The organism is Citrobacter sp. Ce129, assembly GCF_030334545.1.
Classification (GTDB): Bacteria; Pseudomonadota; Gammaproteobacteria; order Enterobacterales; family Enterobacteriaceae; genus Citrobacter; species Citrobacter europaeus.
In genome coordinates, this window is sequence record NZ_JAOWDS010000027.1 from 68,776 (window position 1) to 82,458 (window position 13,683).

General features: G+C 53.1%; 11 protein-coding genes. 4 read left to right on the forward strand and 7 right to left on the reverse strand.

Annotated features, from left to right (window positions below):
- The first annotated feature begins 57 nt into the window (after positions 1 to 57).
- Entirely contained in the window at positions 58 to 510 is a 453-nt protein-coding gene (locus OGV77_RS00645; RefSeq protein WP_043018067.1) for an acyltransferase, read from the forward strand.
- An 85-nt stretch (positions 511 to 595) separates the two neighbouring features.
- Here the strand turns inward: OGV77_RS00645 and OGV77_RS00650 are convergent, their stop codons facing one another.
- The 5 genes from OGV77_RS00650 to pgi form a co-directional block, all read right to left on the reverse strand.
- Positions 596 to 2,692 carry a YjbH domain-containing protein gene (locus OGV77_RS00650; RefSeq protein ID WP_087051797.1) on the reverse strand — a complete coding sequence of 699 codons (2,097 nt, stop codon included), beginning with the start codon at positions 2,690 to 2,692 and terminating at the stop codon, positions 596 to 598.
- Positions 2,692 to 3,429 (reverse strand): capsule biosynthesis GfcC family protein, encoded by a 738-nt coding sequence (locus OGV77_RS00655; RefSeq protein WP_087051796.1) that lies wholly within the window; start codon positions 3,427 to 3,429, stop codon positions 2,692 to 2,694. Before OGV77_RS00655 ends, OGV77_RS00650 begins: the two co-directional genes overlap by 1 nt.
- Positions 3,426 to 4,064 carry a YjbF family lipoprotein gene (locus OGV77_RS00660; protein WP_087051795.1) on the reverse strand — a complete coding sequence of 213 codons (639 nt, stop codon included), beginning with the start codon at positions 4,062 to 4,064 and terminating at the stop codon, positions 3,426 to 3,428. Before OGV77_RS00660 ends, OGV77_RS00655 begins: the two co-directional genes overlap by 4 nt.
- Positions 4,065 to 4,251: 187 nt before the next feature.
- Positions 4,252 to 4,494, reverse strand: coding sequence for an exopolysaccharide production protein YjbE (gene yjbE, locus OGV77_RS00665; RefSeq protein ID WP_043018063.1), 243 nt, complete (start codon positions 4,492 to 4,494; stop codon positions 4,252 to 4,254).
- 471 nt (positions 4,495 to 4,965) lie between these two features.
- Complete coding sequence (gene pgi, locus OGV77_RS00670) at positions 4,966 to 6,612, reverse strand: glucose-6-phosphate isomerase (RefSeq protein WP_075145361.1); 1,647 nt, start codon at positions 6,610 to 6,612, stop codon at positions 4,966 to 4,968.
- Between the two features lie 436 nt (positions 6,613 to 7,048).
- On the opposite strand from pgi, the gene lysC reads away from it, so the two are divergent.
- Positions 7,049 to 8,398 carry a lysine-sensitive aspartokinase 3 gene (lysC, locus tag OGV77_RS00675; RefSeq protein WP_043018060.1) on the forward strand — a complete coding sequence of 450 codons (1,350 nt, stop codon included), beginning with the start codon at positions 7,049 to 7,051 and terminating at the stop codon, positions 8,396 to 8,398.
- Positions 8,399 to 8,440: 42 nt separating this feature from the next.
- On the opposite strand, the gene OGV77_RS00680 is transcribed toward lysC, so the two are convergent.
- Complete coding sequence (locus tag OGV77_RS00680) at positions 8,441 to 9,226, reverse strand: nucleotidyltransferase domain-containing protein (protein WP_087050430.1); 786 nt, start codon at positions 9,224 to 9,226, stop codon at positions 8,441 to 8,443.
- 5 nt (positions 9,227 to 9,231) lie between these two features.
- Complete coding sequence (locus OGV77_RS00685; protein WP_087050429.1) at positions 9,232 to 10,359, reverse strand: slipin family protein; 1,128 nt, start codon at positions 10,357 to 10,359, stop codon at positions 9,232 to 9,234.
- Positions 10,360 to 10,810: 451 nt separating this feature from the next.
- Between OGV77_RS00685 and rtcR the strand changes: the two genes are divergently transcribed.
- Positions 10,811 to 12,391, forward strand: coding sequence for an RNA repair transcriptional activator RtcR (gene rtcR / locus OGV77_RS00690; RefSeq protein WP_087050428.1), 1,581 nt, complete (start codon positions 10,811 to 10,813; stop codon positions 12,389 to 12,391).
- 110 nt (positions 12,392 to 12,501) lie between these two features.
- On the forward strand, positions 12,502 to 13,440 hold the full coding sequence (panS, locus tag OGV77_RS00695) for a ketopantoate/pantoate/pantothenate transporter PanS (protein WP_043018056.1): 939 nt from the start codon (positions 12,502 to 12,504) through the stop codon (positions 13,438 to 13,440).
- The last annotated feature ends 243 nt before the right edge of the window (positions 13,441 to 13,683 follow it).

Consider the following 13,683-nt stretch of genomic DNA (forward strand, 5'->3'; position numbering starts at 1 on the left):
TGCAAGACAGGTCAACGGGGAATGATGAATGTCACGACACATTTCACAGGATGAAGTATGCAGATAAGACAATCCGCTGTCCGCAACGTTACCTGCGGTGAGAACGTGGTGATTTATGAGCCCGCCAATCTCTACGACTGCACATTGGGTGACAACGTCTTTGTCGGACCATTTGTAGAAATCCAGGGCAATACGCAGATTGGCGCAGACAGCAAAATTCAGTCGCACACCTTCATCTGCGAATATGTCTCCCTGGGCGCCCGCTGTTTTATCGGGCATGGCGTGATGTTCGCCAACGATATGTTTCGCGAAGGAAAACCCAACGCTGACCGCAACAGTTGGGGGAGAATTATCATTGGCGACGATGTTTCGATCGGCAGTGGAGCGACCATTCTGGCGGTCACTATCTGCGATGGCGCAGTCATCGGCGCGGGAAGCGTAGTGACCAAATCGATTACCGAGAAAGGTGTGTACGCGGGCAACCCGGCAAAATTATTGCGTCGTTTATAAATTGCCGGAGGGCGGCATAAATGCCTTATCCGGCCTACTGCCGTACTGTAGGCCCGGTAAGCTCTGCGCACCGGGCGATCAAGCGTTAACGGAAGTTCTCACTTCTGTCGCTGGTCATATCATACAGACCAAACTTACGTCCAAGCTGCTGGCCGCCATCACGCGTTAACGGCGTCCAGCCAATCGCCGTACGGCTGCGGGTCGGGCCAGACGAGAACAGATCCAGCGGTACGGAAACGTACACCCCTTTGGTAAAATCACCCTCTCCGTACTCATCCGGCGAGGCATCGGTGATGGTTGCATAGCCACCTACCACAACACCGCTATCAAAGCGTTTCGCCACTTCCAGCGTTCCGCCCTTATCCCCCGCCAGATACTGACCCACGCTGGCTTTCACCAGTACATCCTGAGCGAATGACGGATTCCAGTAAGCCGTCAAATGCCCGGTCTTCACGCTGTAGTCGGTGAATTTCATCATGTCCTGCGCGCTACGCCAGTCACGCTGTTTCACGTAGTTGGCATCAACACCAAACGCCCAACTGCTGTCCAGCGGGCGATACAGCACTTCCGCCCCCGCTCCGCCATACATGGTTTCCAGATAGCCACCGTAAACCTGTCCGTAGAACCCGTTTCCGAGTGACTGGAAGTAGTTGGCCTGCAAGTTATTCACGTAGACATCGTTTTGCACATACTCGCGCACATGGGTACGCACTCGTGGTAAATGCGAATCCTGCGGCGGGTTGGTGTAGTTAAATTTGTCATAGTTATTGGCGAGGTTGGCGAACAAACTCCCGGTGGTCAGCAGATGATCGGTCACCCACCAATCCGCTGTTCCCATCACGCCCAACTGATACATATAGAAGTTTTCCGGGCCGCCCACCGACTGGTTAAGCACCGGATCGATGTGGAGATTAAAGCGTGACTTATCGATATACCAACCCTGCTCGGTCGTTTTCGGCACCACGGGCTCAACGCGTTTTTGCGCCAGTTGGGTTTCATGACCCAACGGCTCGCCTTCCAGATGGCGCTTGAGGCTGGAAACCTCCGTTTCAGTCGTCACCTGCGGCAAGTTAAGGCGATTTTCCGTAATACGGATCGTGCGGATCCCGTCGGGAAGGGAGTTCATCACGATCCGGTTGGCACGTTCGATCCCTTCACGCGAATCACGGTATTTCACCTGTTCACCGGTCACATACAGCGTATCGCCCTGCACCTGAATTTTAGGATCGGCCAGCCCGGCGTTATATTTCAGCAGCGTTAGCTGATTCGCCACCACCGAATGTTGCAGGATGGCATCCTGCGGCTGCGGCTGATATTTCGGCCGGGCGTTGTCGTTATAGTTTGGCCGCAGATCGTTAAAGTTAGTTCGCAGCGTGACCCCAAACATAAAGGTGTTCCCGCGCTCATAGCTCAGGTTAACGTCGGCCCAATCGGTGACGCGATAAATAGCGCCGACGTTAAACTTGCTCTTCTGATCCAGCTTGCCCGCAAAATCCTGTTGGTAATTATTCCCCTCATACTCCAGCTTCAGGCGCAGTGGTTGCCAGGGAGTCTGATATTCCACACCGCCAAATAATGATGCCGGACCATGAAACATCTGGCTGCCGTCAATAGAGCCGGCCTGCTTGTAGCTGTTATCGCGATAGCAGAATTTATCGCTGTATGAGCAAAACGGATTGCTGACGTTGCCGCTGGTCCCGAGATATCCCCAGCCCAGGCCAAGCGAGAAATCAAACGGCCCCCAGGCTTTATTCGCCACTATATACTCCGCATCGAACAGGCCCGTCCCGCCAATATCGCGCGCGCCAGCCGCTACCTGCGGCATCCAGTAGCTCTCTTCCCACAGCCGTAATTTGAGATCAAAAGCCTTATCTTTGTATGTCTGATCGCCTGAAAACGACTCGACGCTGCTGTATTTTTTAGTACGCACATCGGTGTAGCGCAGCGTGGTTTCCAGCCACGGGAACAGTTGTACCGACGCAGAGTAGTAGCGGTACTGATCGTTGTCGCGGTAGTTGAGGCTCATTTCGCCCTCGCGCGCCATGCGTGCAGTTGGGGTTTGCAGCAGCCCCACGCCGCCAAAATCGGACTGCGAAGGTCCAATGGGCGCGGGCCAGGTTTCACCATGGCAAGCAACGCTTACGCCCAGCGCCAGTAAGCTGAGCAGGTAAGTTTTTCTCATTATTCGGGTATCCGCTGGGTCAGGGTGCGAAGAATATCGGCATTGATTTCATCCGGGGTGCTGCTCCAGACAGCATCAGAGAGTCCGACAAAAATGATGCTGCCGGGCATCGGCTCAACGTGACGTTTGTTCCAGTAAGCGACCGGTACTTTCTGCGTGCGTCCATTGGGATAGATGACCCACGCGTAGCTACGATCCGCGCCGCCGAGCCGACTTTGCCCATCGAGGTAGCTGGCGACATCACGCCCGGGCATAAACGGTTGTTTACCTGGGTGGCTTAGCAGGCCAAACAGCGTGATATCGGTTGGCTGCGCTCCGGCCCACAGCGTGTAATTGCCCTGCAGCGGCGGGTTACCTTGCTCGCTGACGCGCACAACATCCGGATCGAGATTAATCTTCTGTCTGCCGGTCACCTTCAGCGCCTGAATTTGCTGGCGTAATGCCTTGATAGATGCGGCATCGTCACCGCTTTCTTCAGCGCTCAGCGTCGCCAGGCGGGCCAGTAATGCCTGCTGCTGACGTTCCGCCTCAGTCGTTGCCCGCTCTTCACTGATAACTGCGCCTGGCCACCAGCTATTGCTCAACTGCGGCTGTCCAACCAGGTCGAGCAGATGTTCAGCCCCGGTCAGCGTTTTTGGCTCTGCGCTGGCGGAGGTAAAGACCTTAACGCTGCCCGCAGCAAAAACGGACGCTGTGCTCAGACTTAACAGCAGCGCCAGTACGGCTCGTTTGATCATGATTTTGCCGCCTTAATCAGCGTGGTTTTCACCGGGAAGTAACGTGCGCCAAGATACTGTTCCGACTGGCGAATCTGCCCTTCGCTGTCGATCCAGTAGCGGTTATGCCAGCGTGTTTGTTCGGTAGTTATCTCTTCATCGAGGAGCCGTACCGGCGTGTTATCGCTGCCGACTTTGATGGTGTCTGCGCCATCCCATTTGAAAACTGAGCGTGCGGTGGCATAGCGTACCTGCTGATGTTCAGTCCAGCCCATCGTACGGGTCCACGTTGCGCCATCGATTATTTGATTTGGTTTGATGAGCGGGTCTGTCGCCAGATTATTCATCTCGATCAGGTTGTCACCACCGAGCTGCGTTTTCACAATGCGCCCATGCTGCGTGACGAGAATGGCCCGATCCTGAGTCACCCATTTTTGCTGTCCGTTTTCTGCGAACGCGAGTACCACAAACAACTGGGGACCGCCGTTGAGTTGCATGTACTGGCTGGCGTAGGGCATGTTTTGGATTTCATCGTCCGTCATCTGTACGCCGGGAGTACCAAACACGCTCTCCCATAGCGAATGACCCAACCCTTCGGTGGTGGCTGAGCACGCCTGCAGTAACAGGCAAACCATTATGATCGCTGGTCGCTTCACGACGTTTCTCCGCAGCGGCAAAATAACCACACCGAAGTGTGGTTAGAATTAATCCCCGTCATACTTCACGTTGCAGATGCGTTAGCTACGTTCACTCACCCCGGTCACATAGCTATCTATGCTCCCGGGGACTCACTCACTTGCCGCCTTCCTGCAACGCGAATTATTTAGGGGCTACGTACCGGTATTACTGGGTACTGGTGGTTGTTGTGGTGGTGGTTCCGGTATTAGAACCATCGCCGCCACCGGTCGCCGCCAGGGCAACCCCCACCGCAGAACTTACGGTGCTCACGCTGGTTGCGGAGGAACTTCCTGCCGAAACCGACGCGGCAGCCGACCCTGCAGCCTCACCCACCTCAACGGGGGCGGCATAGACAGAAGTCGCCGCAAGCGCAGATATAGCCCAAAGGCCATACAGAACTTTTTTCATCACAAATTCCCTTCATTGTATGAATGGAGATTTACCCAAAAGAATTTCGGGCGAGATCGAGTATACACAAGCCAAAGTGTGCAAATTACGCCATACGGGAATTTAGGATAATTAGTCAGCAAGCGAGATAACGATTAATAAAATAAAATAACATCCATTTAATCAATCAGTTAAAATATAAATATAGAAAACGCAATATCCGGTAAATCCGAAAACAACAGATATTGAACAACATTAAGGAAATTATTTTAGGATTAAGCTCAATTAAGTAATGAAGATAAAACGTAGATATCCTGGAGCAATCTTATAAAAAAAGCCGATATTAATATCGGCTTTTTTTATAAGCAATCTGCAAATTCATTCGAATTGCAGCAAGGCGGCAAGATCGTTAATCCCCGGGAGCATAGATAGCTATGTGACCGGGGTTAACGTACGCAGCCAACACCGCTGCGGTTCGAAGGAAGAAGCAGATTAACGCCAGGACTTATAACGGTTAATCAAACCGTTGGTAGAACTGTCGTGGCTGCTCACTTCGGAACCATCTTTCAGCTCTGGCAGAATGCGGTTTGCCAGCTGTTTGCCCAGCTCAACGCCCCACTGGTCAAAGGTGAAGATGTTCAGGATGGCGCCCTGAGTGAAGATTTTGTGCTCATACAGTGCAATCAGCGCTCCCAGGCTGAACGGCGTGATTTCACGCAGCAGAATGGAGTTAGTTGGACGATTGCCTTCGAACACTTTGAACGGCACAACGTGGTCAAGCATTGCCGGATCTTTACCCTGGTCGCGATATTCCTGCTCAACGACTTCACGAGATTTACCAAAAGCCAGCGCTTCGGTTTGCGCGAAGAAGTTAGACAGCAGTTTCGGATGGTGATCTGACAGCGGGTTATGGGTGATTGCCGGCGCGATGAAATCGCACGGAACCATTTTGGTGCCCTGGTGGATCAACTGATAGAACGCATGCTGGCCGTTAGTACCCGGCTCACCCCAGATGATTGGGCCAGTCTGGTAGTCTACAGCATTGCCGTTACGGTCAACGTATTTACCGTTGGATTCCATATTGCCCTGCTGGAAGTAGGCCGCGAAACGGTGCATATACTGGTCGTACGGCAGAATCGCTTCGGTTTCAGCACCGAAGAAGTTGTTGTACCAGATACCGATCAGCGCCAGCAGCACTGGCAGGTTTTTCTCAGCCGGCGTGGTGGAGAAGTGTTTGTCCATTGCGTGGGCGCCGGAGAGCAGCTCAACAAAGTTGTCGAAGCCTACGGACAAGATGATGGACAGACCGATAGCAGACCACAGGGAGTAACGACCGCCAACCCAGTCCCAGAACTCGAACATATTCGCGGTATCAATACCGAACTCGCCAACCGCTTTACCGTTAGTGGAGAGCGCAGCGAAGTGTTTGGCAACGTGCTTGTTGTCGCCTGCGGTAGCCAGGAACCAGTCGCGTGCGCTGTGGGCGTTGGTCATGGTTTCCTGGGTGGTGAAGGTTTTGGAAGCGACCAGGAACAGCGTGGTTTCCGGGTTCACTTTCTTCAGCACTTCAGCAATGTGCGTCCCATCAACGTTCGACACAAAATGCATGTTCAGGTGATTTTTGTACGGACGCAGCGCTTCGGTCACCATGAACGGGCCGAGGTCAGAACCGCCGATACCGATGTTTACTACATCAGTGATGGCTTTACCGGTATAGCCTTTCCAGCTTCCGGAGATGATCGCTTCAGAGAAGGATTTCATCTTCTCCAGCACCGCGTTCACTTCCGGCATGACATCTTTGCCGTCAACGATGATTGGCGTATTGCTACGGTTGCGCAGCGCCACGTGCAGCACGGCACGGTCTTCGGTGCGGTTGATTTTCTCACCGGAGAACATGGACTTGATGGCGCCTGCCAAATCGGTCTCTTTCGCCAGATCCTGCAGTTTAGCCAGCGTCTCTTCAGTGATGCGGTTTTTGGAGAAATCCACCAGCATCAGATCGTCAAACGTCGCGGAAAACTTAGTGAAGCGATCGCTATCTTTCGCGAACAGATCCGCGATAGTAACGTCTTTCATTTCTTCAAAGTGTTTTTGTAGTGCCTGCCAGGCTGAGGTCTGCGTTGGATTGATGTTTTTCATTAGCAATACTCTTCTGATTTTGAGAATTGTGACTGAGATCGATTGTAACGCCAGTCACAGAAAAGTGTGATTGTTTTAATGCCATTGCCAGGGCATCCGCCAAACGTGGCTAAAAAGTATAGCGGTTATCAGCGTTGTTATTAGTACCGTTACTCAACGCAGTTGCAGCATGAAAAATCCGCATAATCCCAGCGTTGACAGTACAAGCCATGCCTTTTATTTATATACATAAAGTCATTCGATATGCGTCAAGGCGGCAAACCTGAGAATCCACAGGAGCTTACTGAAGTAAGTGACTGTGGTGAGCAGGTGCAGCCAACGAAGAGGCAGATTGAAGGACGAAATGTAATACGGTATTTGCATTTGCGCCTGCACCGGTTTCTGTTCTGCCTTATGTGCCATGGTCGCTCTATTCATTCCCTGACACGAGGTAGTTATGACTGATGTAGTTGTCTCCAAGTTTGGCGGTACCAGCGTGGCGGATTTTGATGCCATGAATCGTAGCGCTGATGTAGTGCTTTCTGATGCTAATGTCCGTGTAGTGGTACTTTCCGCTTCCGCGGGAATCACCAACCTGCTGGTCGCACTGGCTGAAGGGCTGGAGCCAACCGCGCGCTTCGAAAAACTCGATGCCATTCGTCAAATTCAGTTCAATATTCTGGAACGTCTGCGTTATCCAAACGTGATCCGTGAAGAGATCGAACGTCTGCTGGAAAACATCACCACGCTGGCAGAAGCGGCGTCACTGGCGACCTCAACCGCACTGACCGACGAACTGGTCAGCCACGGTGAACTGATGTCTACCCTGCTGTTCGTCGAGATCCTGCGTGAACGCAACGTGCAGGCGCAGTGGTTTGACGTACGTAAAGTGATGCGCACCAACGATCGTTTTGGCCGCGCAGAACCTGACGTCGCGGCGCTGGCTGAACTGGCAACGCTCCAGTTGGCACCGCGTCTGAGCGAAGGTCTGGTGATTACTCAGGGTTTTATTGGCAGTGAAGGCAAAGGCCGCACCACCACGTTGGGGCGCGGCGGGAGCGATTATACGGCCGCCCTGCTGGCCGAAGCGCTGCATGCCACACGCGTCGATATCTGGACCGATGTTCCGGGCATTTACACGACCGATCCACGCGTTGTTCCGGCGGCGCAGCGTATTGATGAAATCGCCTTTGAAGAGGCCGCGGAAATGGCGACCTTTGGCGCGAAAGTGCTGCACCCGGCAACCCTGTTGCCAGCCGTACGTAGCGATATCCCGGTGTTTGTGGGCTCCAGTAAGGATCCAAAAGCAGGCGGTACGCTGGTCTGCAATAAAACCGCGAATCCACCTCTGTTCCGGGCGCTGGCGCTGCGCCGTAAGCAAACGCTGGTAACGCTGCATAGCCTGAATATGCTGCACTCTCGTGGCTTTTTAGCGGAAGTTTTCGGTATTCTGGCACGCCATAACATCTCGGTAGATTTAATTACCACATCCGAAGTCAGCGTGGCGCTGACGCTGGATACCACCGGTTCGACCTCCACCGGGGATACACTGTTAACACAGTCTCTGCTGATGGAACTGTCTGCCCTGTGTCGGGTTGAAGTGGAAGAAGGCCTGGCGCTGGTGGCGCTGATTGGCAACGACCTGTCCAAAGCCTGTGGCGTGGGTAAAGAGGTGTTCGGCGTACTGGAGCCGTTCAACATCCGCATGATTTGCTACGGCGCGTCCAGCCATAACCTGTGCTTCCTGGTGCCTGGTACCGAAGCCGAACAGGTGGTACAGAAGCTGCACCATAATTTGTTTGAGTGAGTAGATGCCAACGCCCGATGGCTCTTGTACCATCGGGCGTTTTCACCGCATCACCGTTTCATATAACAATCTGTCCAGTTCTCTGACATCACCCTCCCGGCTATCCGGTAACGTCGGCGGAATCTCTCCTCTTTTCAGTTCGGCGCGGATAAACGCATGCAACAGTGGGCGGCGCGGACCATACTCCGCTTCTCTCGCGCACTGCTTGCGTTCCAGCAGTTCATCAATTTCCTGACGCAACGGCGCATCCAGTTCACTTCCCGCCAGCAGGTCGGCAAAACGCATCGGTGGTACACCTTTCCCCGCTTCGACCCACCGCACAGCCAGCAGCGGGCGCAGAACATAGAAGTATTTTTTCAGCCGTACGTCGTCACCCTGCAGATAGCCACGGAAGTTTTTCCGCGCCATCGAATAGTAGTGCCAACGAGCACGTAGTGGAGAAAACCATTTAGGCACCAACGCTTTCAGCGCTGACACGGTCACTTCATCCTGCTGATAGACCACTGGAGAATCCAGCCACTCGATAAGCGTAGGGTTTGCGCCTTTCAGTAACCCCAGCGCCTTGCGCCATTCCCAGCCGCAGACGTCCAGCTCATCATCTATCGGCAACTCGATAACATCTCGTGGCGCCTCGACCCGCAGATACCACTCGGGCGGATGAACATAGATAAATCGCACGTCATAGTCGCTGTCCGGCGAGGCAAATCCCCAGCCGCGGCTGCCGGATTCACAGGCATACAGCACCCTGACGCCATAGCGCTGCTCTACCTCTTTTAGCTGGCGCAATACCCTTTCGCGCATCGCGCCGTCCACTGTGTTGTAGCTCATTATTCTTATCCTTTTATGTTCACAAGGCCGTGCAGTACCTGGTCGAGGCCACCAAACACCGAGATTTTATCGATACGTTCAGCAACTCTTTCGAGGGTTTCCAGCTCTTTTAAGCGCAACGCCACCGGGTTGTTTTCCATTACTTTCGCAGTATTCAACAGCGATCGCGTCGCGGCAGTCTCTTCACGACGGCGGATAACGTTGGCCTGAGCGGATTTCTCAGCTTCAACTAGTTGGGACAAAATAGCTTTCATATCTCCCGGCAGGACAATATCTTTCACGCCGAGCGAAGCCACCTCAATACCAAACGGCGTCATTCGGGCTTTCACCTGTGCGCTCACCACCTCATCGATCACCTGCTTATCTTCCAGCAGTTCGTCCAGCGTGCGCGTTCCCACCGCTTCACGCAGCGCAAACTGTAACTCGCGGTAAAGGTGGTCCAGCGGTTTGGTCAGTTGACCAAAAGCCTGCAACACATCGCTATAACGCCAGTTTGCGGCCAGATTTAATCGCAGATTGACCTTATCTTTGGTCAGGATCTCTTGCCCGCCGACCTCCAGCACCTGTAAACGGGTATCAACAACTTCAGCTTCAATCAGATGGTTTATCTTCCAGTATGCGGTCAAACCCGGCGGTAACAGCGCCTGGGTTTCGCCATCAATTTTCAGCACACCAACGTGCCACGCAGGAACTTGCACCGTTAAGATGGCTTCACGACCTTTCACCGTACCGTTACGTCGTGACTGTAATACCGCATTCATCACCTCAACCGGTACCAAAACCTGACGAGTATCCATGCGCACCAGCGTCAGCGCTTCCTCTGCACGCCAGTACAGACGGCGCGTGGCAGGTGGGCAGATCTCCTGTAAAACACCGTTGACATACAACGCTCCGGCTTCGGTATCCGTCGTATCAACAACCAGGCAGTAACGCTCTACCCATGCAGGCTGGAAGCGACGCAAATACTCCGCCAGCGCTTGCGGTACCTCGCTACCATCCCTATTAACGATCAGCACTTCAGGGGCGTTAAACCACGGCAAACGGTGCTGCCCAGACTCCAGCGTCTGATAGTAATCGCCCTCGCGGGATAAAAGACCTAACTGCCCCTTTTGTATCGTGATTTTCTTAGCCATTTTATTATTCCTTTATGTTGTTCAGGTGCGGGTGCAGGGGCGAAGCGGCAGGGGAATTCCCTTTTGCCTGTCGCACGGCATCTTTACCGGCAGCCTGTTCTGGAGCGTGCTAACTGCGCATCGCTCCGTTTTATTTCTATGATTAACAACCAGTTTTCATTCGGAGGATGAAATTGGGAATCGAACCCACTGTGTGTCATCGGCTGACGGAACACTTCTGGAAAACAGCCTGTACCGTTCCTGACGTGCCGGCGAGGTTTAACCCCCTGCGTTTTCAGCGTGATTGACGTAAGAGTTATTGCCAGAAGCGTGCCAAAAAGAAAAATACGCGAATTAAACTTTTAACTCATTGATTAACAATCATTTTATTTTACGCACTTAGATTAAAGATTGCCGTGGCGAAGATATTTTCTTATCTTTTTATATCGATATTTATCTTTGTGGATAAACTATGAAAAAGAGACGGGTAGTCATTGGTGTACTGGGTACGGTGCTGGACAAGCGCGGTAAACGCGCTAATCGATTTAAAAAGTGGCGACCCACGGTTGGATTGTGCCAACAGCCTGATCTCCCTGTCGACAGACTGGAACTGCTGCACCAGCCACGCGATGAGAGCATGGCGCAAAGGTTGATTGAAGACGTCGCGCTGCTCTCACCTGACACCGAAGTACGCCCACATGCCGTGACTATTAACGACCCCTGGGATTTTGAAGAGGTCTACGCCGCTTTCCTCGACTTCGCCACCCACTACTGCTTTGATACGGATAATGAAGAGTATCTGGTGCACATCACCACCGGGACGCACGTCGCGCAGATCTGCTGGTTTCTGCTGACGGAAGCCCGCTACCTGCCCGCCAGCCTGCTACAAACCAGCCCGGCACCAGCCGGTTCATCGGACGAAGCCGTCGCCGCTGGCGTCTGCTCGGTTATCGATCTCGATTTAAGCCGCTATGCCACGCTCACCAGTCGTTTTCAGCGCGAACAGCAACAGTCTGTCTCCTTTCTGAAGGACGGGATTGATACGCGCAACGCCACCTTCAATAAACTGATCGATCGCATTGAGCGTGTAGCATTACGTTCGACCGACCCGATCCTGCTCACCGGCCCCACCGGTGCGGGTAAATCCTTCCTGGCGAAACGTATTTTTCAGCTACGCCAGTCGAAGCATCTGGTGGCAGGGAAACTGGTCGCCGTCAACTGCGCAACCCTGCGTGGCGACAATGCGATGTCTACGTTGTTCGGTCACGTGAAAGGGGCGTTTACCGGCGCACTCACAGCGCGCAGCGGACTGCTGCGTGAAGCGGATGGCGGCGTGCTGTTCCTTGATGAGATAGCCGAGTTAGGGCTGGACGAGCAGGCCATGCTGCTAAAAGCGATAGAGGAAAAAACCTTTTTCCCGTTTGGATCGGACAAAGAAGTACACAGCGATTTTCAACTGATAGCCGGAACCCATCGCGACATGCAGCAGTGGGTCGCTGAAGGCCGTTTTCGCGAAGATCTCTATGCACGTATCAATATGTGGAGCTTCGCCCTGCCCGGTCTGGCGCAGCGGCGGGAAGATATCGCCCCGAACATCGAGTATGAGCTACACCGTTTTTCCAGCCGTAAACAGATGCAGATCCGTTTCGACAAAGAGGCTCGCGTTTGTTATCTGGCATTTGCCTGTTCCCCACAGGCGCAGTGGCGCGGCAATTTTCGCGAGCTAAGTTCATCCATCGCGCGAATGGCGACACTTGCCGAACAGGGGCGCATCACCTTATCCCTTGTCGAAGAAGAAATTGCGCTGTTAAAGGAGAGTTGGCAGATTGCCGCTTCGCAACCTGAACTGAACATGGACATTGACCTGTTCGATCGCCGCCAGTTAGAAACGGTGCTGGAAGTGTGCCGCCGCAGCGCGTCGCTGTCGGAAGCGGGGCGCGAACTGTTTGCCGTCTCACGGCAGAAGAAAGCCAATCCTAACGATGCAGACCGCCTGCGCAAATATCTCGCCCGCTTCGGGCTGAGCTGGGAAAACGTTCGCAGCGGAACATAAACATAATTTGTTTGAATAATATTTCATCACGCGATAAACAATAACTATAGCCGGGCTCGAACCCGGCTTTTTATAACAACACAACACATTTCAATCGCAAGGAATATAACATGCTCGCTACTCTCACGCGGCTGTTCCCGTTATGGGCGCTGCTGCTCTCTGTGATTGCGTATTACACGCCCACCACCTTTACGCCTGTCGGGCCATTCGTGCCGTCGTTACTGATGCTGATCATGTTCGGCATGGGCGTTCACCTGAAGGTGGACGACTTTAAACGCGTACTCTCACGTCCAGCACCCGTCGCGGCGGGTATTTTCCTGCACTATCTGGTGATGCCGCTCGCCGCATGGATTTTAGCGCTGGCATTTAACATGCCGCCGGAATTATCCGCAGGGATGGTGCTGGTCGGTAGCGTCGCCAGCGGAACGGCATCAAACGTCATGATCTATCTGGCAAAAGGCGATGTGGCGCTCTCTGTGACTATTTCATCGGTTTCAACGCTGGTCGGCGTTGTCGCCACACCACTGCTGACACGGCTGTATGTCGATGCGCATATCCAGGTCGATGTGATGGGTATGTTGCTGAGTATCCTGCAGATCGTGGTCATTCCGATTGCGTTGGGGTTGGTCATTCACCACCTGTTCCCACGCGTCGTAAAAGCCGTGGAACCCTATCTGCCCGCATTTTCTATGGTGTGCATTCTGGCAATCATCAGCGCCGTCGTGGCGGGTTCTGCCTCGCACATTGCGTCGGTCGGCTTTGTGGTGATTATCGCCGTAATCCTGCATAACACCATTGGCCTGCTCGGCGGCTACTGGGGCGGAAAACTGTTTGGTTTCGACGAGTCAACCTGCCGGACGTTGGCTATCGAAGTGGGCATGCAGAATTCGGGACTTGCCGCTGCGCTGGGCAAGATCTACTTTGGCCCGCTTGCCGCCCTGCCCGGCGCGTTGTTCTCCGTCTGGCATAACCTTTCCGGTTCGCTGCTGGCAGGCTACTGGTCCGGCAAGCCGATTGAAGAGAAACCACACGCAGTAAAACAACACTAATCTTCATAAATGGAGGAGGCATCCTCCATTTCTCCCTACCTGCATTTGAACCCCATCACAAAACAACAAACATCAACACAAAACAAAATAATTATTTAATTGTTATATTTCAATCAAATATACAAATAAACCTGTTTCAAACCCCAAATTAATCATTTTTAGAATGTTGATTTAGTTTGTTTTAATTGGGAATATGATTCCACTACAACACAGATAAACCCTTACCCTATCTTCGAGGCCGCT

Bases quoted from the DNA above. Each gene is read 5' to 3' on its own strand.
- OGV77_RS00645 (WP_043018067.1), top strand. From the start codon at position 58: ATGCAGATAAGACAATCCGCTGTCCGCAACGTTACCTGCGGTGAGAAC.
- OGV77_RS00650 (WP_087051797.1), bottom strand. From the start codon at position 2,692: ATGAGAAAAACTTACCTGCTCAGCTTACTGGCGCTGGGCGTAAGCGTT.
- OGV77_RS00655 (WP_087051796.1), bottom strand. From the start codon at position 3,429: ATGATCAAACGAGCCGTACTGGCGCTGCTGTTAAGTCTGAGCACAGCG.
- yjbE (WP_043018063.1), bottom strand. From the start codon at position 4,494: ATGAAAAAAGTTCTGTATGGCCTTTGGGCTATATCTGCGCTTGCGGCG.
- pgi (WP_075145361.1), bottom strand. From the start codon at position 6,612: ATGAAAAACATCAATCCAACGCAGACCTCAGCCTGGCAGGCACTACAA.
- lysC (WP_043018060.1), top strand. From the start codon at position 7,049: ATGACTGATGTAGTTGTCTCCAAGTTTGGCGGTACCAGCGTGGCGGAT.
- OGV77_RS00680 (WP_087050430.1), bottom strand. From the start codon at position 9,226: ATGAGCTACAACACAGTGGACGGCGCGATGCGCGAAAGGGTATTGCGC.
- OGV77_RS00685 (WP_087050429.1), bottom strand. From the start codon at position 10,359: ATGGCTAAGAAAATCACGATACAAAAGGGGCAGTTAGGTCTTTTATCC.
- rtcR (WP_087050428.1), top strand. From the start codon at position 10,811: ATGAAAAAGAGACGGGTAGTCATTGGTGTACTGGGTACGGTGCTGGAC.
- panS (WP_043018056.1), top strand. From the start codon at position 12,502: ATGCTCGCTACTCTCACGCGGCTGTTCCCGTTATGGGCGCTGCTGCTC.